Raw genomic sequence first — 21,864 nt, 5'->3', positions numbered from 1 at the left:
AACGGCGTCGTCCCGCGCGGCGCGACCCGAAGGCCGCATCGCACGGGACGTCTGCTCAGCCCTCGGAGGGCTTTTCCTTTCGTCGGAACATCCCGCGCAGATTGTCCCAGAGTTCGATCTTGGTGCCGTTGCGCTTCATGATCACCGACTGCTGGATCACCGAAAGCAGGTTGTTCCAGGTCCAGTAGATCACCAGTCCGGCCGGGAACGAGGCCAGCATGAAGGTGAAGACCACCGGCATCCAGGTGAAGATCATCTGCTGCGTCGGGTCCGGCGGCGTCGGGTTGAGGCGCATCTGGATGAACATCGTGATGCCCATCAGGATCGGCCAGACGCCGACCATCAGAAGCTGCGGCATCTCCAGCGGGATCAGGCCGAACAGGTTGAAGATGCTCGTCGGATCAGGTGCGGCCAGATCCTGGATCCAGCCGAAGAACGGCGCATGCCGCATCTCGATCGTCACATACAGCACCTTGTACAGCGCGAAGAACACCGGGATCTGGATCAGGATCGGCCAGCAGCCTGCGGCCGGGTTGATCTTCTCCTCCCGGTAGATGCGCATCATCTCCTGCTGCTGCTTCTGCTTGTCGTCCTTGAAGCGCTCACGCATCTCCATGATCTTCGGCTGCATGTTCTTCATGCGCGCCATCGACTTGTACGACTTGTTGGCCAGCGGGAAGAAGATGAGCTTCAGCACGACGGTGACCGCGAGGATCGCGACACCGAAATTGCCGATCATGCTGTAGAACCAGTCCAGCGCATGGAACATCGGCCGGGTGATGAAATAGAACCAGCCCCAGTCGATCAGCTGGCCGAACTGGCGGATGTTGTAGCGCTCTTCATAGCTGTCGATGTCGCTGACGACCTTGGCGCCGGCGAAGGTGCGCGAGACGTTGGTCGCGGTGGCGCCCGGCTCGACCGTCACCGGGTCGGCGACATATTCCGTCTGATAATGCGCACGGCCATCGGTCATGTAGAGGAAGCGCGACTGGAACGGACGGCCCGCTTCCGGGACCAGCGTCGTCGCCCAGTACTTGTCGGTGATGCCGAGCCAGCCGCTGGAGGATTTCGGCGGCGTGTAGCGCAGGTCGTCCTCGATGGTGGAGTACGAGATCTCCGACAGGCCGTCATCGCCGAAGACGCCGATCAGACCTTCGAACAGGACGTAGACCGACGCGACTTCCGGCTTCGCATAGCGGGTGACCCGGCCGTAGGACGACAGGGTCAGCGGCGCCGAGCCCTCGTTGCGGATCGTGTCCTCGTAGGTGAACATGAACCGGTCGTCGACGGAGATGGTCCGCTCGAAGGTGACGCCCGCGCCGTTCGTGGCGGTCAGCGTGACCGGGCTGTCGGGCGTCAGGGACTGGCCGCCTTCGGCCTGCCAGACCGTGCTCGGCCCGGGAAGCTCGCCAGCATCGCGGCCGAGATAGCCGAATTCCGCGAAATAGCCCGACGGCAGACGCTCCGGCGACAGGAGCACGATCGTCGGCGACGAATCGTCGACGGTCTCGTGGTAGTTCTTCAGGCGCAGATCATCGAGCCGCGCACCGGTCAGATTGATCGAGCCCGACAGGGCCGGCGTGTCGATGGCGATGCGGTTGCCGGCGGCGATGGCCTGCTCGCGGGTCTCGCCGGTCGTCGGCAGAGCGCCCTGATCCGGCACGACGCTTTCGCGGCCCGACGGTGCGGCGACATTGTCCTGCGGCGTTCCGGCGGGCGTCTGCGGCGTCTGCAGCGAGCCGTCGTTCTGCGCGACGTTGGACTGCGCGGCCTCGTTCTTGAGCCGCTGGGCTTCCATGCGCGGGCTGACGACCAGAAACTGCCACCCGACCAGCACCCCGATCGACAGGATCATGGCGATCAGGAAGTTGCGGTTGTTTTGCATCAGTCAGACCCCGATGGACGCTTCGACGGGCGCCGTTCCGTTGTGGCCGGCTCTCGCTGCGGCTGCTTCATCCTGGCGACCCGACGCGACAGCTCGTCTTTGAGCTGCTCGAAAGGCAGCGTCAGCACATCGCGGCGGGCGACGACCACATAGTCGATCCCCGGGGCCATGTCAGCCTGCGCATCGAGACGAATCGCCTCGCTCAGCCGCCGCCGGATCCGGTTGCGGACCACGGCATTGCCGACCTTCTTGGTCACAGTGAGCCCGACACGAGGTGGAGCCGCGTCGCCGCGGTCCAGCGCCTCGATGAAGAAGGACGGGCCGTTCAGACGACGACCCCGGCGCGCGGCGAGAAACTCCGCGCGCTTTGTCATGCGGCCGACAGCCTTCGGCATCTCGCCTGGCCGCGACCTGCTCACGTCTGGTGTCAGGCCGACAGCCGCTTGCGGCCGCGTGCGCGGCGAGCGGCGATGACCTTCTGGCCACCCTTGGTCGCCATGCGCGAGCGGAAACCGTGGCGGCGTTTGCGGACGAGCCGGGACGGCTGATAAGTGCGCTTCATCGTTTCACCCCCGCACCTTGCGGCACGGGCCCTTCATGTGTTCCGGAAACTGGGTTCGCGGTACAAGACGCTGCACGCAACTATCCGTCGCGCGGAACGCTGCCCGCTCGTGTGCGCGGCTTATAGGAAGGAAGAGCGGGAAAAGTCAATCACCGACGCGCAGGTCACGACGAACGGATCGATTCCGGATTTTGCGCAACATGGCGTGATCTGCCTCCGTTTTGCGCCACCGCCCTTTCGGTTTGCCGCGCCCCGCGCGATGTTGCGGGCCACGCCAAACGGCGGCGCGGGCGACCTTGGCCGCGCCGGCAGAAAAATCGGACGCTGCATGAGACCGCATCTCGACACCAAAACCGGGCCGCCGCCGCTGGTGCGCTATCTTCCCGTCGCGGTGATCGTCGCGGGCCTCGCCTTGGCCTACGCGCTTGAACTGCACCTCTATCTCTCCCTCGACGTCTTCCTCGACAGCCGCGAGCGCCTGCGCGACTTCGTCGCCGGCCATATTGTCCTCGCCTCGCTCGGCTTCGTCACGCTCTATGCCCTGCTCGTCGCCTTTGCCTTCCCGGCGGCCTCGGTGGTGACGATCGCCGGCGGTTTCCTGTTCGGCTGGCTTCTCGGGGGCACCCTGACGGTGATCGGCGCGACCATCGGCGCGACGGCGCTCTTCCTGGCCGCGCGGCACGCCTTCGGCGATGTTCTGCGGCGGCGGGCCGGCGGCGCCATCCGGCGTTTCGCCGAGGGTTTCCGCGACGACGCCTTCGCCTATCTCCTCGTCCTGCGGCTGACGCCGATCCTGCCCTTCCTGGCGGTCAACGTCGCGCCGGCCTTCTTCGAGGTCTCGCTGCGCACCTATGTCGTCACCACCTTCCTCGGCATCATTCCCGGTGCCATGGTCTACGCCTTTCTCGGCAGCGGCCTGAACCAGACGCTGGTCAATGTCGGCAGCGGCGATGTCGAGATCGCCGACCTCGTGACTATGGAAACGACCATCGGCCTTGCGGGACTGGCGACACTCGCGATCCTCGGCCTGGTCCTGAAGAAGACCTTCTTTCGCCGGCGCGCCGCGTCCGCGGACCACAAGAACGGCGAGCGCTGAATGGCCGAGATCCTCACACCCGACATCTGCGTCATCGGCGCCGGCTCCGGCGGCCTGATCACGGCGGCGGCCGCGGCCGCCTTCGGCGTGCCCGTAGTTCTGGTCGAACGCGGCAAGATGGGCGGCGACTGTCTGAATTATGGCTGCGTGCCGTCCAAGGCGCTGATCGCGGCCGGCAAGCACGCCGCCGCGATCCGCGAGGCGCCGGCCTTCGGCGTGTCGGCTGGCGACCCGCTGGTCGATTTTCCGGCGGTCAAGGATCATGTCGACGCCGTCATCGCGGCCATCGCGCCGAACGATTCGGTCGAGCGCTTCGAGGGCCTCGGCGTGACCGTCATCAAGGCCGACGCGACCTTCGTCGACCCGCGCACGATCTCGGCGGGCGGCCAGCTCATCCGCCCCCGGCGTTTCGTCATCGCCACGGGCTCGTCGGCACTCGTGCCGCCGATCGACGGCATCGGCGCGACGCCGTATCTGACCAACGAGACGGTCTTCGGCCTGCGCGAACGGCCCGACCATCTGCTTATTATCGGCGGCGGGCCGATCGGCATGGAGATGGCGCAGGCCCATCGCCGGCTCGGATCGCGGGTGACGGTGGTCGAGGGCAGCAAGGCGCTGGGCCGCGACGATCCCGAACTGACCGAAGTGGCGATTGCCGCGCTGCGCCGCGACGGCGTGACCATCATGGAGAACACCAAGGTGGTGCGCGCCGAAGGCCAGGACGGCGCCATTCGTCTGACCATCGACCCCGCCGATGGCGACCGCCGGACGATCGAGGGCAGCCATCTTCTCCTGGCGGTCGGGCGCTCACCCAATCTCGACGGGCTCGGGCTGGAAGCGGCCGGCATCGCGTATGACAAGCGCGGCATCACGGTCGGCGCGGATCTGCGCACCAGCAACCGGCGCGCCTATGCCATCGGGGACATCGCCGGCGGGCCGCAATTCACCCATGTGGCGAATTATCACGCCGGCCTCGTCATGCGGGCGCTGCTGTTCCGGCTGCCGGTCCGCACGAACCACGACATCCTGCCCCATGTCACCTTCACCGATCCGGAAGTCGGCCAGGTCGGGCTGACCGAGGCGCAGGCGAAGGAGCGCGGTCTTACCGTCGAGATCCTGCGCTGGCCCTATGCCGAGAACGACCGCGCCCAGGCCGAGCGCCGGACCGAAGGTCTGGTCAAGCTCGTGGTCTGCCGGCGCGGCAAGATCGTCGGCGCCGGCGTCGCCGGCGCCCAGGCCGGCGAGATCACCAATCTCCTGTCGCTGGTGGTCAGCCGGGGCCTGACGGTCGCGGCCCTGCGTGACTTCGTTTCGCCCTACCCCACCTTGTCGGAAATTGGCAAACGGGCGGCCACCGCCTACTATCAGCCCTATACGCGGCGTCCCCTGGTGCGCCGCGCCGTTGCCTTCCTGCAGCGGTTCGGCTGACCGGAGGCAGGCGCTCCGGCAGCGGACCGCGCGGATGGCTGTGGATGGCAGCGAAAGGACAGACTGCGACTTGCCGCTGACGCCCGACAGACCTGCGGACGGCGCGACGACGCGCGCCAGCGTGCCGACTGTGCGGCACCGCATCTCCAACCGCCTCCTGATCATCACCATGCTGGCCGTCATGCTGGCGGAGGTGCTGATCTTCGTGCCGTCCATCGCCAATTTCCGCGAGGAATGGCTGTCCGACAGGATAGCCACGGTGGCGGTGGCGGGCCTCGCCTCGCGGGGGCGCGACAGCGAGGACGCCGCGCCGCTGAGTCCGGACGAGGAGGCCGGCCTCCTGCGGGCGCTCGACGCGCTGCTCGTCGCCATCATCGAGGGCGACGCCTCGCGGTTGCTGGCCCGCGACCCCCGCCTGGACGCCGTCGACCTGCAGATCGATCTGGGCAATCGCGGCCCATGGAGCGCGGTCACCGGCGCCTTCGACACGCTGTTCTTCGGGGGCGATCGCATCATGCGGATTTCCGGGCCCGTCGGCGACCGCTCCATGCTGGCCGAGATGGTGATGTCGGAAGCGCCGCTGCGCCGCGACATGCTGGTCTATTCGCGCAACATCCTGCTTCTCTCGCTGGCCATCGCCAGCTTTGCCGCGCTCCTGGTCTATGCCGCCATCAGCGTCTATCTGGTGCGACCGATCCAGGCGATGACGACGGCGATGGTGCGCTTTGCCGAGCAGCCGTCCGACCCGCGGCGGATCCTGCGGCCGAGCGGCCGCGACGACGAGATCGGCGTCGCCGAGGCCGAGCTTGCCGACGTCCAGTCGCGGCTGGCCGAAACCCTGCGCGAACAGCGCCATCTCGCCGATCTCGGCCTTGCCGTTTCCAAGATCAATCACGACCTGCGCAACATCCTCGCCTCGGCCCAGATGATCTCCGACCGCCTGTCCACCGTGAACGATCCGCGCGTCCAGCGGGTGGCGCCGATGCTGCTGCGCAGCCTCGACCGGGCGCTGCACTATACCCAGTCGGTGCTGGCCTATGGCCGCGCCGTCGAGACCGTCCCGGTTAAGCGCCGCATCCGCCTCAGGCAGCTCGTCGACGACGTCTTCCAGATGTTGACGATCTCGCCGCAATCGCCGATCGAGCTCGTCAACGCGGTAGACGCCGGCATGGAGCTGGATGCCGATCTCGACCAGTTGCACCGTGTCCTTCTCAATCTGTGCCGCAACGCCGCGCAGGCGCTGGAGGCCGAGGACGACGATCTGTCCTCGCTGGTGCGGCGCGTCACCGTGTCGGCCACCGGCGGGCCGGCCGAGAGCATCGTCATCGCCGTGGACGACACCGGCCCCGGACTGCCGACCCGCGCCCGCGACAATCTGTTCCGCGCCTTCCGGGGCTCGGCCCGGACCGGCGGAACCGGCCTCGGCCTCGCCATCGCCGCGGAGATCATCGAGGCCCATGGCGGAACGATTCGCCTGGCCGAGACCAACGCCTCGGGAACCCGGTTCGAGATCGCCCTTCCGGGCACCGCCGCCCCGGTCCGCCCGGCCCCCGGGCGCCCGCCGCGCAATGGAGCGGAAGCACCGACGGCGCCCGACGCGCCCTGAAAGGCCGGCAACTCCCGTCACCCGAGCGTCACGAACGCCGGATAGACAGGCCAATCAGCGACGACGAAAAAATGCGTCAGTGGACGGCTTGCATTCCGCGAACCGAGCCGTTAGGAACCCCCTCAAGAGCGGGCGGCAAACGCGGCCCCTTCTGGATGCGCCCGTAGCTCAGCTGGATAGAGCACCAGACTACGAATCTGGGGGTCAGAGGTTCGAATCCTTTCGGGCGCACCATTTCCTTAAAATCTGCGAATGCCGAACGCGCCAGCCGCTCCGCACTTCTGCAGTGCCTGCTTCTCCGCCATCATCTGCTTGAACGTTGCCGCATCGTCGGCGATGCCGATCATCGCGTTGTCCGCCTCGACGCGCTGGATGACGGACCGCAGGTCCGTCTTGCAGAATGAACGTCACCCGTGCGGAGGTTCTCGCGCCTGGGCCCGCCCCTCACCGCCAAGGACATCGTCGCGATCGATGCGGCGGCCAGGGACGCGGGCGTTCCGGGACCTGGCTTAACCGGAAGCCCGCCGGCCGCACCCGTCGGGCGGGCCGGCGGTGATCGGTTCAGTCCGTCGGGGTCACGATGACCCCGGACTGGCGCAGCGCGTCGATCGACGTGTCGTCATAGCCCAGTTCCAAGAGCAGCGCGTCGGTGTCGGCGCCCATCGCCGGGGGATCGGAGCGGATGCCGAGATCGTGGCCGGCGATCTGGAACGGCAGCCGCGGCAGCCTGGTCTTCGTCCCGTTGGGCATGGTGGTGGGCAGCAGCCCGCCGGTCGCTTCCAGATGCGGATCGTCGAACAGATCCGCCGGCTCCGCGATCGGGGCGAAGGGAATGCGCGCCGCCTCGCAGAGCGCGATCGCCCCGGCCGAGTCGAGATTGCGGAAGACCTCCTGGACGATCGGGATTAGCCGGCCGCGGGCAGCCACCCGTTGGTTGTTGGTCGCCAGTTCCGGATCGCTGCCCAGATCATCACGCTGCAGCGCCGCGCAAAAACGCTTCCAGTGGGCGTCGGTGGTGATCCCGACGAACATCTGCTCGCCGTCCTTCAGGGTGAACAGCTCGTAGACCGCCCAGGACGACCGGCGCGCCGGCATCGGCGGGACCGGTTCGTCGATCTGCGAGGCATAGGCCAGATGCTGGCCGACCAGGAACACGCAGGATTCGAACAGGGCCGAGCCGACGGCGGCGCCCTTGCCGGTCTCGCCCCGCTGCATCAGCGCCGCGAGGATGCCGATCACCGCGAACATGCCGCCGGTGATGTCGACGACCGAGGTGCCCGCCCGCAACGGCTGCCCCGGCGGCCCCGTCATATAGGCGAGGCCGGCCATCATCTGCACGACCTCGTCCAGCGCCAGCCGGTTGTCGTAGGGCCCCTTGAGAAAGCCCTTCAGGCTGGCATTGACGAGCCGCGGATTGAGTTCGGCCACCGTCTCGGCCGACAGGCCCAGCCGGTCCATCGTGCCCGGCGCGAAATTCTCCACCAGGACGTCGGCGCTGCGCACCAGGCGATGGGCGATCTCCTGCCCCTCCGCCGTCTTCAGATCGAGCGCGATCGATCGCTTGTTGCGGTTGAAGAAGCCGAAATAGCCCGTCCCGAACCCCTTCAGGGTCCGGGTCGGGTCGCCCCGCGGGGCCGGTTCGATCTTGATCACGTCGGCTCCGAGATCGGCCAGGATGAGCCCGCAGGTCGGGCCCATCACCGTATGTCCGAAGTCGAGGACGCGGATGCCGGCTAGCGGCAGGCGTGCGGCTGGTTCGCTGGGCAAGGCTCAGGTCCGGAAGGACGGGTCGATCCGGTCCAGCTTGCGCAGCAGGCCCGGCCATTCCAGGACGCCGAACGGGCGGCGCGTCTCGGGCCGGTAGAGCGCGTTGGTCTTTTCGATGATCGCCTCCGGCGGCGTGCCGATCTCGGTATTGGCCGACATCGCCATCACCTGCACCTTGCAGGCCAGTTCGGCGCGATAGATGTTCGAGAAGGCCTGGGCAACGGACGGCGCCACCGTCAGGAGGCCGTGATTGCGCAGGATGAGCAGGTCGGAATCGCCGAGATCGGCGACGATGGATTCCTGCTCGGCGAGATCGACGGCGACCGACTGGTAGTCGTGATAGCCGATCGTGGCGAAGCGCATCGCCGTCTGGGTCAGCGGCAGCAGGCCGCATTTCATCGTCGAGACCGCCATGCCGGCGGGCGTATGGGTGTGGATGACGCAATGCGCGTCCTCGCGCGCCCGGTGGATGGCGCTGTGGATGACGAAGCCGGCGCGGTTCGGCTCGTAATCGAAGTCGGGCTTCTGGACGACATTGCCGTCGAGGTCGATCTTGATCAGGCTCGAAGCCGTGATCTCCTCGTAGAAATAGCCATAGGGATTGATGAGGAAGGTGTCCTCCTCGCCCGGCACGCGCACCGAGATGTGGTTGGCGATCATCTCGTCCATGCCCCACAGGGCGACGAGCCGGTAGGCGGCGGCGAGGTTCACCCGCGCTTCCCATTCCGCTTCGCTGACCTTGTCCTTCATCGACGCGATGTCGGTCGTGTAGTTCTTGGTCTTCAGAACCGCCATCGGGTCTTCCGCGACAATGTTCTTGTCATGCTTGGTCATGGCTCTTCCTCCTTGCGAGGCGGGCGCGCGAGGCTGCTCCGCCGCTGCGACAGCCGCCCTCGCTCCCGGGCGGCATGGCATTCGATGCCCCAGTCATGCGCCATTGCCTGTTATCTTTCCATGCACTAGTTTCGCCTGAACGGTAACTTTTGGTGTCCAATGGAATTGCGCGACCTCGCCTTCTTCGAATCCGTCGCGACGCGCGCCTCCTATGAAGAGGCCGCCGCCGAGGTCGGCCGGACCAAGCCGGCGCTGACCAAGGCCGTGCGCCGGCTGGAACAGCAGATCGGCGCGAAGCTCTTCGACCGCACCGGCCGCGGCAAGCGGCTGACGCCGGTGGGCGCGATCCTCCTGGAAAAGGCGCGTCACCTGCGCCAGGAAGCCGAAGCGGTGTCGCGGGAGGTCGGCGAAGTGGCGCGCGGCGAGGCCGGCACGCTGCGCATCGGTTCGGGCACGACCATCGTCAACCACGTGCTGCCCCGCGCCTGCCGCATGCTGACGGCGGTGGCGCCGGGTGTCGACATCGCGCTGACCGTAGGCATGAGCGACGTCCTGCAGGCGCATCTGCGGGCCGGCGAATGCGACCTGGTGATCGCCCCGGTCGATCCGCGGGCCCATAGCGAGTTCGACGCCCGCACCATCTACCGCGACGAGATGGTGGTCGCCGCCAGCCCCTCGCACCGGCTGGCGAAAGGCGGGGCGAGCCTTGCCGATCTCGCCGGCGAGAAATGGGTGTTGCCGTCGCGCTCGGTCGGCACCCGCGCCTGGCTCGACCGGATCTTCGTTCAGAACGGCCTGCCACCGCCCCAGGCCCGGGTGGAGACCAGCTCGATCTCGGCCCTGCCGGAGATGGTGGCCGAACTCGATCTCCTGACCTTCGTGGGGCGCAATTCGCTGGGGATCCTGACCGAGATCGCCCTGCCGGAGACGACCCTGTCGCGCAGCTTCGCGCTGCTCACCCGGCGATCGGGCAATCTGCCGCCGGTCGCCACCCGCTTTGCCGACATCCTCGCCGCGCTGCCCGCCGACTGAGGAGCCGGCACGGCTCGTCTCATCCCGCAGCCGGGCGCGGTTCAGTCGTCGCTGCTGCCGCCACCCGTCGAGAGCCGCAGGCGCATCGAATATTCGAAACGACCGGCAGGATAGGTGTTGGTCGAGACCTCCATCGTCTCGCCGTCGGCGGTGATGTACTGGCGCACGATGTGCAGGATCGGCGAACCGGCTGCCACGTTCAGCAGCTCGGCATCCTCCTCGCCCGCGGCCTCGGCGCGCATCGTCTGGCGGATTTCGCCGATGGCCAGGCCGTAGGTGTCGGCAACGGTCTGGTAGATCGGCGTCGTCAGCGGCGGCCCGCCGAGCGCGATCGACCTGCGGACCTCGCCGAACCGGCCGGCGACATAGGCGCAGGTGCGGCAGAAGGCGCCCTGGCTGTCGCCGGGCACCGCCCGCGTACCGCAAAACGCCACCCAGCGCTCGCCGATCCGGCCGCCCATCCGGGCGACGAAGCTCTCATCGGCCGTGATCTCGTCGATCGACCGGACCGAGAACTCCGTCTCGGCCGCATATTGCATGACCTTTTCCACCGACTGGGCGGACATGATGTAGGTCGACTTGGCGTGGCGCTGCTCGACGCGGGTGCCGATGCCCTGGGTCCGGGAGACGAGGCCGAGCGCCGCCAGTCGGCGCAGCGCCTCGCGGATCGTCGACCGGCTGACGCCGTGGAGCACGCAGAGCTCGGCCTCGGTCGGCAGCATGCCGCCGACCGCATAGCGGCCATCGGCGATGTCGGCGGCCAGCGCCTGCGCGATCCGCAGATAGCGCGGCGGCTGTCCGGCCAGGCCGAGCGGGTCCGTTCCCATCGCCATCCTCATTCCTGCGGCCCGGCCTCGCCATCCGGGCGAAGCGGCATCGTCCATCGGTTGACGGCGCGCCCTGCCGGCGCGCGCGTCCCGCAAGCCCCTCTTACGTCACGCGACGCGGCAGGCAAAGACGTCGCCGCGCAGCAGCCGGTCCAGATTGTCGAGAGCCCGCTCGCACTGGCGGCGCAGGCCAATGGGCGAGCGGCCCGCCATATGTGGCGTGACCACGAAATTGGGCGCGCCGAGGAGCGCCGCCGGGATCTCGGGCTCTTCCTCCAGCACGTCGACGCCCGCCGCATGGATGCGCCCGTCCTTCAGCGCCTCGGCGAGCGCCTGCGAATCCACCACCGACCCACGGCCGATATTGACCAGGATGCCGTCCGGTCCGAGTGCGTCCAGCACCTCACGGCCGATGAGGTGGCGGGTCTCCTTGCCGCCGGGGATCGCCACGACGAGGAAGTCGCTCTCCTGCGCCAGCGTCAGGACGTCGGGAATGTAGCGATAGCGCACACCGGTCTTCTCGCTGCGGGTGGTGTAGTTGATCGACGCGTTGAAGGCGCTGGCGCGCGTCGCGATGGCCTGGCCGATCGCCCCCAGCCCCAGCATGCCGACCCGGGCGCCGTTGAGGGTCGGCCGGTAGCGCTTGCGGGCCTCGTTCCAGCGCCCCTCGCGCGCCGCGCCCATCACCTCCGGCAGTCCCCGCGCCGCGGCCAGCATCAGCATGATCGTATGGTCGGCCACCGTCTCGCCATTGGTCGCCGGTGCATTGGTCACCGCGATGCTGCGCTCGATCGCGGCGGCCAGATCAACATTCTCGTAGCCGACGCCGAAACAGGCGATGAGCTTGAGATTCGGCAAGAGATCCATCTGCGCAGCTGTGAAGCCGACAATGCCGCTGGTCACGACCGCGGCGACGGCCTCCCGCTCGGCCTGCAGCATGAAGTCGGCGTCGAATTCGCCGATCCGGTCGCGCAGGTCGCTCGCCTCGCAACCGGCGGCCAGAAATCCGTAGGACGCATCGACCAGCGGCGCGAAGACGAGGGTGCGGACGGGAAGTTTCGTGTCCGGGCTGCCGAGCATGATGGGCGTCTCCAAGGGGTCAACGGGTCTGTGGCCGGCTGGACATCCCGACCGCGATTGGTATGATTGATAATAACATCCGTACAAATGGGCAAGCATGCCCCGCACTGCGCGAAGGGTCCGCCTTGTCTGCCATGTCCTCGATGCCGATCGTCGCCGCCGTCGCACCGGTCGGATCATTCCCCGGTCGGCGCCGCCGCCGCCCGCGTTCGTCGTGACGGGCGGCCCGCGGTGAAGGGTCTGGCTCCCAATCTCGTCGGCGCCCTGTGGATGCTGGGCAGCGCCCTGGTGCTGACCGTGCAGGGGTCGCTGGTCAAGCACCTCGGCCAGGACCTGCCGGTGGTGATGATCCTGTTCCTGCGGGTAATCCTGATCCTGTCGATCGCCGCGCCGCTCGCCATGCATCGCATCGGCCTGTCCGGCCTGCGCACCCAGCGGCCCGGCGCCCATATCGGCCGCACCGTCTTCGGCCTCGGCATGATGGCCTGCACCTTCTACGCCATCACCGTCCTGCCGCTGGCCGATGCCACAGCGCTGTCCTTCACCCGGCCGCTCTGGTCGATGCTGACCTCCTATCTGGCCTTCGGCGAGGTCGTCGGCTGGCTGGGCGGCTTTGCCACCGTGTCCGGCTTCGGCGGGGTGCTCGTCGTGGTGCAACCGCAATCGGGCATCCATCACGGCATGATCATCGCGCTGGCCGGCGCCGCCTCGTCGAGCCTGGCGCTGGTCTTCATCAAAAAGCTGACCCGGACCGAGCCGGTCGCGCGGATCCTGTTCTACTTCTCCGCCATCTGCGCGGTAATCCTGGTGGGCCCGGCGATCCTGTGGTGGCAGACGCCGACGCTGACCCAGATGGCCTGGCTCTGTCTCATGGCAATCTGCGGCTCGGCCGGGCAGTTGATGTCCTCGCTCGCCGTCAAATACGGCGACATGACCGTCGTCACGCCGATCGATTTCATCCGCGTGCCGGCGGCCGCGGCCATCGGCTTCATGGTCTTCGGCGAAAGCCCGACCCTGTGGACCTTCGTCGGCACCGCGATCATCTTCGTGGCGACGATCATCGTCCTCAACATCCGCCGTCGCCGCCCGGCGACGCTGCCCCTCGACGAACCGACCGCCGTCGGCGCGCACAAGACCGGAACGATCCCAGGAGACTGACGATGAAGATCGCCATACTCGACGACTGGCTGGACACGGCCCGCGACCTGGCGGACTGGGACCAGCTCGACGCCAAGATCACCTTCGTCACCCGCCACATCCGCGAGGAGGATCTCCCACAGGCGCTGGCCGGCTTCGACGCGGTCTGCCTGATGCGCGAGCGCACGGCCCTGCCCCGCAACGTCATCGCGGCACTGCCGGATCTCCGCCTCATCGTCACCGCCGGACGCCGCAACATGCGGATCGATCTCGACGCGGCCGCCGAGCGCGGCATCATCGTCTGCGGCACCGAGAGTCATGGTGGCGGCACGGTGGAACTCACCTGGGCACTGATCCTCGCCCTTGCCCAGCGCATCCCGCAGAACGACGCGGCGATGAAGGCCGGCGGCTGGCAGACCGGGCTCGGCACGCTTCTGGCCGGCCGGCGGCTCGGCGTGGTCGGCCTCGGCCGCCTCGGCAGCCGCGTTGCGGCGATCGCGCCGGCCTTCGGCATGGAGGTCGTCGCCTGGAGCCAGAACCTGACCGACGAAGCGGCCGCGGCCGGCGGCGCCCGCCGCGTTTCCAAGCACGAACTCTTCGCAACCGCCGACGTGGTGACGGTGCATCTGACCCTGTCGGAGCGAACCCGGCACATCGTCGACGCGGCGGCGATCGGCGCGATGCGGCCCTCGGCCTTTCTGGTCAACGCTGCCCGCGCCGGGCTGGTCGAGACGCCGGCGCTGATTGCCGCGCTGCAGGACAACCGGATCGCCGGCGCCGCCATCGATGTCTATGACGAAGAGCCGCTGCCGGCGGACGATCCGCTGCGCGGCGTGCCGAACCTCGTCCTGACGCCCCATGTCGGCTATGTCTCGCGCGAGAACATGGGCGTGTTCTACCGCCAGATGGTCGAGAACATCGCCGCCTTCCAGGCTGGAGCGCCCATCCGTCGTCTGACGCCGGACGCCCCGTCGCTGGGCTGATCGCGCCGCTTCGCCCGGTTCAGGCGAAAGCCGCCGCGCCGCTCGAGGCCAGCGCCGCGATCTCGGCCTCGTCGAAGCCGGCCTCGGCCAGTGCCGCACGGCCGCCTTCCCCCACCCTCGGCGGTGTGGCGAGCGCCGAATCCCGCTCCGACGGCTTCGCCAGGCCCGGAAGCCGGGTGGCCGGCAGACGGCCGAGGCCGTTCAGTTCGGCCCAGCCGATCGCCTCCATCTCGACGACCTGCGGATCCTCCATCAGCTCACGGTAATCGTGCACCTTGGCGTGCAGGATATCGGCCTCGGACAGTTTCTCCTGCCACCAGCGCGTCGGATGCGCGGCGACATGCGGCGCGACCAGCGCGTTGAGGTCGGCCGCATTGGCGACGCGCTGCTGTTCGGACGCAAAGCGCGCATCCTCCAGCCATTCCGGCGTGCCGGTAATGGTCACCAGCTTGGCGAAATGGGCATCGCGCCGGGCATTGAGGCTCAGATAACCGTCCGCCGTCGGGAAGGTGCCGACCGGCGCCCCGACCGGCTTGACCGCCGCGCCGTCGAAGATCTCGGCGACGATCCGCGCCTCCTGAAAGGCCATGGCGCATTCCAGCAGACTGGTGCGCAGATGCGTGCCCTCGCCCTTGACCGCCTTGCGGTAGAGCGCCGCCGACACGGCCTGGGCGAGATAGAGCCCGGTGGAGATGTCGATCGCCAGCATGTTGAGCCGGCGCGGCACGCCGGCGAGATCGCGGTTGATCGACATGAAGCCGGTATAGCCCTGCATCACCGTGTCGGTGGCCGGCAGGTCCCTATTCGGGCCGGTCTCGCCGAAGCCGGTGACGGTGGCATAGACAACGGACGGGTTGCGGGCCGCCACGCTGGCATAGTCCAGTCCGAGCCGGCTGGTGACGCCGGGCCGGTAATTCTCGATCACCACATCCGCCTGCTCCAGGAGCCGCAGCGCCGTCTCGCGCCCCTCCGGCGCCTTCAGATTGAGGGCCAGCGAGCGCTTGCCGCGATTGAGGACAATCGCCTCGGCGGAAAAGTCGTCCACCCGCTTGCCGAGGCCGCGGCTCCAGTCGCCATAGCCGATAGGCTCGATCTTGGTGACGCTGGCGCCGTTCTGGGCCAGCATCATGCCGCAATAGGGCGCGGCGACGCCCTGCGCGAGCTCGACGACCTTCAGCCCCTCGAATGGCGGGCTCGCCAGGCCGGCGCCGGTCACTTGGCGCTCTTCTTGTCGAGGAAGGCGCGCACCGCGTCGCGGTGCTCGTCGGAGGCGTAGCAGATCGACTGGGCCTCAGAGCCGAGGGCGAAGATCTGCTCCGCCGGCAGGTCGAGGGCGCGGTTGAGGATCGATTTCGACAACGCCATGGCAATCATCGAGCCGCGGGTCAGTTCCCCGGCCCAGGCGCGCGCCTCGTCCAGAAGCGGGCCCGCCGCCTGCCGGTCGGCCAGCCCGATGGCCAGCGCCTCGTCCGCCGCGACCGTGCGAGCCGAATAGATCAGCTCCTTGGCGCGCGGCAGGCCGACCCGCCGCGGCAGGAAATACAGGCCGCCGCCATCCGGGATCAGGCCGCGCTTGCGATAGGCCATGGCGAAGCTGGCCTCTGCCGAGACCATGACGAAGTCGCAGGCCAGCGCCAGATCGCAACCGAGGCCCGACGCCGGTCCGTTGACCGCCGCGATCGTCGGCTTGTCGATATTGTTCATTGTCGAGATGGCCCGGTGCGTCGATTTCTGCCGCTTCCAGCCATTGATGCCGACCTGCCCGATCGGGGCGTCGAGCCGCGCCTTCATGCCGGCAATGTCGCCGCCTGCGCAGAACGCGCTGCCGGCCCCCGTCAGGACGATGGCCCGGACCTCCTCCTGGACGTTCAGCCGTTCGAGAATGTCGATCAACAGGACGCGCGTCGCGTCGTCGATGGCGTTGCGCTTGTCCGGCCGGTTGAGGGTGACGGTCGCGATGCCGTCCGCCACGTCGCAGAGAATGGCTGCGTTACTGTCCTGCATGGTCGTCGTCCTGATCCGTTGACGCAAACGGCCCCCCGCGGACGGGGGGCCGTGCTTGGTTGGCAATCTGGTCTCGAATTACTGGATCCAGGGCGCCTTCTCCCAGAGCGCCTGCATCTGCTCCTTGGTGGAGCGCATGTGCTCGCCATATTCCTTCGGCGGCAGGAAGTTCAGCGGCAGGTCCTGCTTCTTGGCGGCCGCCTGGAACTCCTCGTCCTGCATCATCTTGTCGACGGCCGTGACCAGCGCGTCGCGGGCCTCGTCGGGAATGCCGGCCGGTGCGGCGAGGCCGCGATCGGAGCCGGCGACCACGTCATAGCCCAACTCCTTGAAGGTCGGCACGTCCGGCAGCTGGTCCCAGCGCTCCGCACGCATCGTCGCCAGCGCCCGCAGCGTCCCGTCGGTCACGTAAGGCGCGGCTTCGCCGATCCCCATCACCGAGGCGGCGACGTGACCGCCGAGCAGCGCCGTGCGGCTCGGCGCGGCGCCCGGGAACGGCACATGGGTCACTTCCAGATCGTTCGGCGTCAGAACCCGCAGCAGCGAGGTGTGGGTGGCGCCGCCGAGCGAGGAATTGCCGACCGGCATCACGCCCGGATTCTCCTTCACATAGGACATGAAGTCTTCCAGCGTCTTGAACTGGCTGTCCTCGCGCACGACCAGCGTTGTGCCGTCGGAGACGATGTTGGCCACCGGCTCGAAGGAATCGATCGTGTAGTCGGGCTCGCGCTCGATGATCGGGTTGATGAAGGACGGGATGTTCAGCATCCCGATCGTGTAGCCATCGGGATTGGCATTGGCGATCGCGGTGAAGCCGAGCTCGCCGCCGGCGCCCGGCTTGTTCTCCACGACCACGGAGACGCCGTTGCCGAGATATTTCTCGAGGAACGGCGCCACGGTGCGCGCCATCACGTCGGTACCGCCGCCGGCCGAGTAGCCGACGATGACGGTGATGTCCCGCTCGGGATAACCCTGGGCATGGGCAGCGCCGGCCAGCATCAGCGTGCCCGCCAGCGCTGCCGCGATCTTGGTACGTAAGCTCATTGTCGTCTCCTCCACTCGGAAAATCTTGCCGTCGATGCGCTCCCGAAAGCGACGGCAGCCGGTGCCGGCTGCCTGTCGCCCTGCATGGACCTCCCGCATCGCGTCGTGGCAACATAGACAAAGCGCACGACAGAACACAATAGGATACAATCATTCCCGTCGCCGCTCGGCGCACCGATCCCGCCCCCGTCGCACGGCCTGTCGCGGGACCCGCATGTCCGCCGCGCCACCCGTCGAACCCGCAGTGAAGGACTGACCAGACGATGCAACACGACCCGCTGGACCACGCGGCTGCGATGCTCGCCGGCCGCCGGCAAGAGGACCCGGATGCAGTGATCGCCGCCGTGGAAGAGGCGGGCACGCGGTTCGAGACGCCTTGCGGCGCCGGCACGATGGCCTGGCGGGTCTTCGGCGACGGGCCGCCGCTGGCGCTGCTGCACGGCGGGCATGGTTCCTGGCTGCACTGGTTGCTGGCGATCCCTGCGCTGGCGCGGCATCACCGGCTCCTGGTGCCGGACCTGCCCGGCTTCGGAGAATCCGCCGGCCTCGACGACGCTCCGGCGGCCGGCACCGCCGCGGCCGAAGCCGTCGCCGCACCGGTGCTGGCCGGGCTGAACAGGATCTGCGGGGAACGGCCGGTTGCCCTCGCCGGCTTCTCCTTCGGCGGCGTCATCGCCGCGACCATGGCGGCGCAGCTCGGCCCCTCGGCCACGGCCCTGGTGATCGTCGGCGCGCCGGGCCTCGGGCTGCTGCCGACCGGGCCCCTGGCCACGCGGTCGGTCCGCAATCACCCGACCGAGGCGTCGCTCATGGCGGCCCATCGGGACAATCTCGCCGCCATGATGATCCACGACGCCGCGCTGATCGACGATCTGGCGGTTCGCATCCAGGCGCTGAACGTCCCGCGGGCGCGCACGCCCAGCCGTCTCGTCTCCCGCAGCACCGCGCTCGGCGATGCCCTCGCCCGCATCGCTTGCCCGCTGACCGCCATCTACGGCGAGCACGACGTCGTCTCCCCACAACATGAGGAGCGCCTCGCGATCCTGCGCGACATGCTGCCATCCGCGCGCCAGGCCGTGCTGCCGGGTGTCGGGCACTGGGCCCCGTACGAAGCGCCGGACGCCGTCACCACGCGGATGGCGCGCGCGACCAGTCCCGGCTGACCGCGACTGTACGCTGGACCACCTCTTGTAGACTTCTGTATACCGTCGTAGTCTGGAGCTGGGAAACGGTCGCAGACCGGCGTTCAGCCGGCTGGCCATGGGAGGAGTGTACGGTTGCTCGAGGCCGGCAGAGACATGCGCATGACAACGTCCGGCAGCGCCGGCGCGTCCGCGCTGCGGTCCCGCCGGCCTTCGCAGTCGTCCGGACCGTTCCCCCGCCGCAGCGAATGCGGCAGGGGTGTTCGGTTCAGGGCGTCACTTGCCCCAGGGCGTGCGCTCCCAGACCTCTTCCATCTTGGTCAGGGTCTCGGCGAGATGCTCCCGGTGCTCCTTCGGCGGCAGGTAGTTCAGCGGCAGGAGCTGCTTGCGTGCCTCCTCCTGGAACTCCGGATCGGCGACCGCCTGGCGCACGGCCTCGGCCAGCGCAGTGGCCGCATCTTCGGGAATGCCCGCCGGCGCGACGAGGCCGCGATCGGAGCCGGCCACGATGTCATAGCCCAGTTCCTTGAAGGTCGGGGCCTCCGGCACTTCGTCCCAGCGCTCGGACGCCATGGTACCGAGGATCCGCAGCTTGCCTTCCTGGTGATACGGGCCGGCCTCACCGAGCCCCATGATCGACGCGGCCACATGCCCGCCCAGAAGCGCCGTGCGGCTCGGCGCGGAGCCCGGGAACGGCACATGGGTCACTTCCAGATCGGCCATGCCGAGGAAGCGCAGCAGCGCCGTATGGGTCGAGCCGCCGATGGCGGAATTGCCGATCGGAAGCGAGCCGGGATTCTCGCGGACATAGGTCACGAGATCGTCCAGCGTCTGGAATTCGGAATCCTCGCGCACGACGATGGTGCCGGGATCGGAAACGACATTGCCCAGGGTTTCGAAGCTGTCGAGGTCGTAGCCGGGCGTGCGCTGGATCAGCGGCGTGACGACGGCCGGCACGTTGATCATGCCGATGCTGTAGCCGTCATTCTCGGCGGTCGCGATGGCGGTGAAGCCGATCTCGCCACCGGCGCCCGGCTTGTTCTCGACGACGATGGAGCCGTCGCCCGGCAGATACTTCTCCAGATAGGGAATGAGGGTGCGCGCCATGACGTCGGTGCCGCCGCCGGGCGAGTAGGCCACATACATGGTGACGTTGCGCTCGGGATAGTAGGCCGCGGCGCTGCCCGACGCGCCCATGGCCAGCGCCGACACTGCCAGGCCCGCTGCCGCGATTGCCCTGAATATTCGCATGGTTTCCTCCACTGCTTCTGGTCTGAACTTCCCGGCACCTCGCCGGGAATCGCAATAGCGTGGAATAATCATATGAAGATGTAAACATTGAAATCACGAAAAATGCGATTTATGGAAGACGAATCGCCAGATCGCGAAGCACAAAACCGCGCATTCCAGAGAATTTATGCCGGAATCTAATAACGGATACTTAGGATGACTTACATCAAGGACAGAATTGGCGCGGTGGCGCTGCTGCTGCTGGCGGTCAGCGTGTTCGTCGCCTCGGGTTCGCTGCCCTTCAAGTCGATGATCTTCCCGCGGATGATCAGCACCGTCATGGCCCTGTGCGCGGTCCTGATGCTCCTGCGCACGGTGCCGCTGCGGTCCGGCCGGGCCCCCGCGGCGGCCACGGACCCCAAGCTGAACCAGCCCTTCTTCCGCAATTCGCGGAACTTCCTGATCACCTTCGGGGCGTTCATCGCCTACGTCGTGGCCATCAGCACCCTCGGCTATTTCGTGGCGACGGCCATCCTCATCGTCGCCCTCGCCCTCGCTCTCGGCTTCCGGGACTATCGCCTTCTGGCCGCCGCCACGGCGAGCTTCCTGGTGCTGGTCTACGTGGTCTTCATCCTCGTGTTCGAGCGGCCGCTGCCGCACGGCATGTTCTACTGACACCAGCGGCCATTCGGAGTTCCTGACGTGTTCGAACCGCTCCTTCACGCCCTTCCCTATGTCTTCCAGCCAGCGAATCTCTTCGCCATGGTGGCGGGCGTGGTGCTGGGCATCGCCATCGGCGCCCTGCCCGGCCTGTCCGCGACCATGGGCATCGCCGTTCTCATTCCCCTGACCTTCGGGCTCGATCCGCTGGTCGGGCTCGGCATGATGGCCGGCATCTACAACGGCGCCATGTATGGCGGCGCGATCCCGGCCGTGCTGCTGCGCATTCCCGGCACCCCGGCCTCGATCGTCACCACCTTCGACGGCTACCCCATGGCCCAGAAGGGCGAGGCCGGCCGCGCCCTGCAGATCGCGGTGGTCTCCTCGGCCATCGGCGGCATGGTCAGCGCCGTCGTCCTGATGACGCTGGCGCCGCCTTTGGCCCGCGTTACCCTGGCCTTCGGCCCGGCGGAATATTTCTGGGTCGGCATCTTCGGCCTGTCGGCCATTGCCGTCTTCGTCGGCAAGAACCCGATCAAGGGCGTCCTGTCCGCCTGCATCGGCCTCCTGATCGGCTGCATCGGCATCGACACGATCACCGGCGCCCAGCGTTTCACCTTCGGCAACATCAATCTCTATGACGGCTTCAACATCGTCGTGCTGCTGACCGGCCTCTACGCCATCCCGCCGGCCATCGCGATGGCCGAGGAGGCGGTGAAGACGGGCATCAGCCGCGACAAGCTGCGGGTGAAATCCAGCCACGGCATGTTCGACGACTGGCGGCGGCTGTGGAAGACCTGGACGCGCTCGTCGGTCATCGGCGTCATCGTCGGCCTGCTGCCGGGCGCCGGCGGCAACATCGCCGCCTTCCTGTCCTACAACGAGGCCAAGCGCGCCTCCAAGACGCCGGACGAGTTCGGCGAGGGCTCGCCGGAAGGCGTCGCCGCCGGCGAATGCGGCAACAATGCCGACAATTCCGCAGCCCTCGTGCCGGCCCTGACCCTCGGCGTGCCAGGCAGTTCAGTCGCCGCCGTCATCCTCGGCGGCCTTCTGATCCACGGTCTGCGGCCCGGCCCGGCGCTGTTCCGCGACTATCCCGACGTTGTCTACGGCTTCATGATCCAGATGTTCGTGACCTCGGCGCTGCTGATGTTCATCGGCGGCATCATCGGCACGCGCGTGTTCATCCACGTGCTGCGCCTGCCGCGGGTGCTGCTGGTGCCCCTCATCGCCGGCCTGACGGCCGTCGGCGTCTACTCGATCAACAATTCCATGTTCGATCTCTACATGATGCTGGGCTTCGGCCTTCTGGGCTACGCCATGGAGCGGCTGGACTTCCCGCTTGCCCCGGCGGTGCTCGGCCTGATCCTCGGGCCCATGGCGGAGGAGAACATGAGGCTGGCGCTGCTCATCTCGCAGAACGACTGGCTGGTCTTCGTCACTAGGCCGATCTCGGTCACCATCGCGGTGCTGACGCTGCTGGTCCTGGCCTTCCCGATCATCCGCGACATGATCGCCAGGCGCCGAACGGCGCCCGCCTGAAGCGG

At 67.9% G+C, this 21,864-nt stretch carries 20 protein-coding genes and 1 tRNA gene; 10 read left to right on the top strand and 11 right to left on the bottom strand.

Annotated features, from left to right (window positions below):
* Positions 1 to 55 precede the first annotated feature (55 nt).
* From yidC to rpmH, 3 genes are read right to left on the bottom strand one after another with little or no spacing between them, the layout of a single operon-like run.
* Positions 56 to 1,885 carry a membrane protein insertase YidC gene (gene yidC, locus ACEQX1_RS14315; RefSeq protein WP_370195082.1) on the bottom strand — a complete coding sequence of 610 codons (1,830 nt, stop codon included), beginning with the start codon at positions 1,883 to 1,885 and terminating at the stop codon, positions 56 to 58.
* Complete coding sequence (gene rnpA / locus ACEQX1_RS14310) at positions 1,885 to 2,280, bottom strand: ribonuclease P protein component (RefSeq protein WP_370195084.1); 396 nt, start codon at positions 2,278 to 2,280, stop codon at positions 1,885 to 1,887. The genes yidC and rnpA overlap by 1 nt, the downstream gene beginning before the upstream one ends.
* Positions 2,281 to 2,312: 32 nt before the next feature.
* Positions 2,313 to 2,447 carry a 50S ribosomal protein L34 gene (rpmH, locus tag ACEQX1_RS14305; protein ID WP_024349338.1) on the bottom strand — a complete coding sequence of 45 codons (135 nt, stop codon included), beginning with the start codon at positions 2,445 to 2,447 and terminating at the stop codon, positions 2,313 to 2,315.
* A gap of 328 nt (positions 2,448 to 2,775) precedes the next feature.
* On the opposite strand from rpmH, the gene ACEQX1_RS14300 reads away from it, so the two are divergent.
* The 4 genes from ACEQX1_RS14300 to ACEQX1_RS14285 all read left to right on the top strand — a co-directional run bounded on the left by ACEQX1_RS14300 (position 2,776) and on the right by ACEQX1_RS14285 (position 6,811).
* Complete coding sequence (locus ACEQX1_RS14300) at positions 2,776 to 3,543, top strand: TVP38/TMEM64 family protein (RefSeq protein ID WP_370195085.1); 768 nt, start codon at positions 2,776 to 2,778, stop codon at positions 3,541 to 3,543.
* Entirely contained in the window at positions 3,544 to 4,971 is a 1,428-nt protein-coding gene (locus ACEQX1_RS14295) for an NAD(P)/FAD-dependent oxidoreductase (RefSeq protein WP_370196958.1), read from the top strand.
* A gap of 70 nt (positions 4,972 to 5,041) precedes the next feature.
* Positions 5,042 to 6,577: a sensor histidine kinase gene (locus ACEQX1_RS14290; RefSeq protein ID WP_370194484.1), complete on the top strand. Its 1,536-nt coding sequence runs from the start codon at positions 5,042 to 5,044 to the stop codon at positions 6,575 to 6,577.
* Between the two features lie 157 nt (positions 6,578 to 6,734).
* Positions 6,735 to 6,811: transfer RNA gene (locus ACEQX1_RS14285), tRNA-Arg, on the top strand.
* A gap of 327 nt (positions 6,812 to 7,138) precedes the next feature.
* On the opposite strand, the gene ACEQX1_RS14280 is transcribed toward ACEQX1_RS14285, so the two are convergent.
* Both ACEQX1_RS14280 and ACEQX1_RS14275 read right to left on the bottom strand, forming a co-directional pair.
* Entirely contained in the window at positions 7,139 to 8,344 is a 1,206-nt protein-coding gene (locus tag ACEQX1_RS14280; RefSeq protein WP_370196957.1) for a CaiB/BaiF CoA transferase family protein, read from the bottom strand.
* Between the two features lie 3 nt (positions 8,345 to 8,347).
* A complete protein-coding gene (locus tag ACEQX1_RS14275) occupies positions 8,348 to 9,139 on the bottom strand; it encodes a class II aldolase/adducin family protein (protein ID WP_024352121.1) in 792 nt (263 codons plus the stop codon).
* 198 nt (positions 9,140 to 9,337) lie between these two features.
* Between ACEQX1_RS14275 and ACEQX1_RS14270 the strand changes: the two genes are divergently transcribed.
* Positions 9,338 to 10,210, top strand: a complete 873-nt coding sequence (locus ACEQX1_RS14270) for a LysR family transcriptional regulator (RefSeq protein WP_230788368.1) — start codon at positions 9,338 to 9,340, stop codon at positions 10,208 to 10,210.
* A 41-nt stretch (positions 10,211 to 10,251) separates the two neighbouring features.
* On the opposite strand, the gene ACEQX1_RS14265 is transcribed toward ACEQX1_RS14270, so the two are convergent.
* Together ACEQX1_RS14265 and ACEQX1_RS14260 are read right to left on the bottom strand one after the other, a co-directional pair.
* Complete coding sequence (locus tag ACEQX1_RS14265; protein WP_024352119.1) at positions 10,252 to 11,043, bottom strand: GntR family transcriptional regulator; 792 nt, start codon at positions 11,041 to 11,043, stop codon at positions 10,252 to 10,254.
* 102 nt (positions 11,044 to 11,145) lie between these two features.
* Positions 11,146 to 12,117: a 2-hydroxyacid dehydrogenase gene (locus tag ACEQX1_RS14260; RefSeq protein WP_370196956.1), complete on the bottom strand. Its 972-nt coding sequence runs from the start codon at positions 12,115 to 12,117 to the stop codon at positions 11,146 to 11,148.
* A gap of 231 nt (positions 12,118 to 12,348) precedes the next feature.
* Here ACEQX1_RS14260 and ACEQX1_RS14255 point away from each other — a divergent pair, with 231 nt between their 5' ends.
* Complete coding sequence (locus ACEQX1_RS14255) at positions 12,349 to 13,275, top strand: DMT family transporter (protein WP_370196955.1); 927 nt, start codon at positions 12,349 to 12,351, stop codon at positions 13,273 to 13,275.
* A gap of 2 nt (positions 13,276 to 13,277) precedes the next feature.
* On the top strand, positions 13,278 to 14,237 hold the full coding sequence (locus ACEQX1_RS14250; protein ID WP_370196954.1) for a D-2-hydroxyacid dehydrogenase family protein: 960 nt from the start codon (positions 13,278 to 13,280) through the stop codon (positions 14,235 to 14,237).
* A gap of 19 nt (positions 14,238 to 14,256) precedes the next feature.
* On the opposite strand, the gene ACEQX1_RS14245 is transcribed toward ACEQX1_RS14250, so the two are convergent.
* From ACEQX1_RS14245 to ACEQX1_RS14235, 3 genes are all read right to left on the bottom strand, one after another.
* Positions 14,257 to 15,453: a CaiB/BaiF CoA transferase family protein gene (locus ACEQX1_RS14245; protein WP_370194478.1), complete on the bottom strand. Its 1,197-nt coding sequence runs from the start codon at positions 15,451 to 15,453 to the stop codon at positions 14,257 to 14,259.
* On the bottom strand, positions 15,450 to 16,241 hold the full coding sequence (locus tag ACEQX1_RS14240; RefSeq protein WP_024352114.1) for an enoyl-CoA hydratase/isomerase family protein: 792 nt from the start codon (positions 16,239 to 16,241) through the stop codon (positions 15,450 to 15,452). Before ACEQX1_RS14240 ends, ACEQX1_RS14245 begins: the two co-directional genes overlap by 4 nt.
* A gap of 78 nt (positions 16,242 to 16,319) precedes the next feature.
* Positions 16,320 to 17,285: a Bug family tripartite tricarboxylate transporter substrate binding protein gene (locus ACEQX1_RS14235; RefSeq protein ID WP_370194477.1), complete on the bottom strand. Its 966-nt coding sequence runs from the start codon at positions 17,283 to 17,285 to the stop codon at positions 16,320 to 16,322.
* Between the two features lie 263 nt (positions 17,286 to 17,548).
* Between ACEQX1_RS14235 and ACEQX1_RS14230 the strand changes: the two genes are divergently transcribed.
* On the top strand, positions 17,549 to 18,448 hold the full coding sequence (locus ACEQX1_RS14230) for an alpha/beta fold hydrolase (RefSeq protein WP_370194476.1): 900 nt from the start codon (positions 17,549 to 17,551) through the stop codon (positions 18,446 to 18,448).
* Between the two features lie 255 nt (positions 18,449 to 18,703).
* Here ACEQX1_RS14230 and ACEQX1_RS14225 read toward each other — a convergent pair whose 3' ends face one another.
* A complete protein-coding gene (locus ACEQX1_RS14225) occupies positions 18,704 to 19,678 on the bottom strand; it encodes a tripartite tricarboxylate transporter substrate binding protein (protein WP_370196953.1) in 975 nt (324 codons plus the stop codon).
* A gap of 195 nt (positions 19,679 to 19,873) precedes the next feature.
* Between ACEQX1_RS14225 and ACEQX1_RS14220 the strand changes: the two genes are divergently transcribed.
* Positions 19,874 to 20,332, top strand: a complete 459-nt coding sequence (locus tag ACEQX1_RS14220; protein WP_370194474.1) for a tripartite tricarboxylate transporter TctB family protein — start codon at positions 19,874 to 19,876, stop codon at positions 20,330 to 20,332.
* A 27-nt stretch (positions 20,333 to 20,359) separates the two neighbouring features.
* Positions 20,360 to 21,859 carry a tripartite tricarboxylate transporter permease gene (locus tag ACEQX1_RS14215; protein WP_370196952.1) on the top strand — a complete coding sequence of 500 codons (1,500 nt, stop codon included), beginning with the start codon at positions 20,360 to 20,362 and terminating at the stop codon, positions 21,857 to 21,859.
* The last annotated feature ends 5 nt before the right edge of the window (positions 21,860 to 21,864 follow it).

The sequence above is a fragment of the Aurantimonas sp. genome (genome assembly GCF_964217435.1).
Classification (GTDB): Bacteria; Pseudomonadota; Alphaproteobacteria; order Rhizobiales; family Rhizobiaceae; genus Aurantimonas; species Aurantimonas coralicida.
This window is presented reverse-complemented; position numbering and strand designations above follow the sequence as displayed.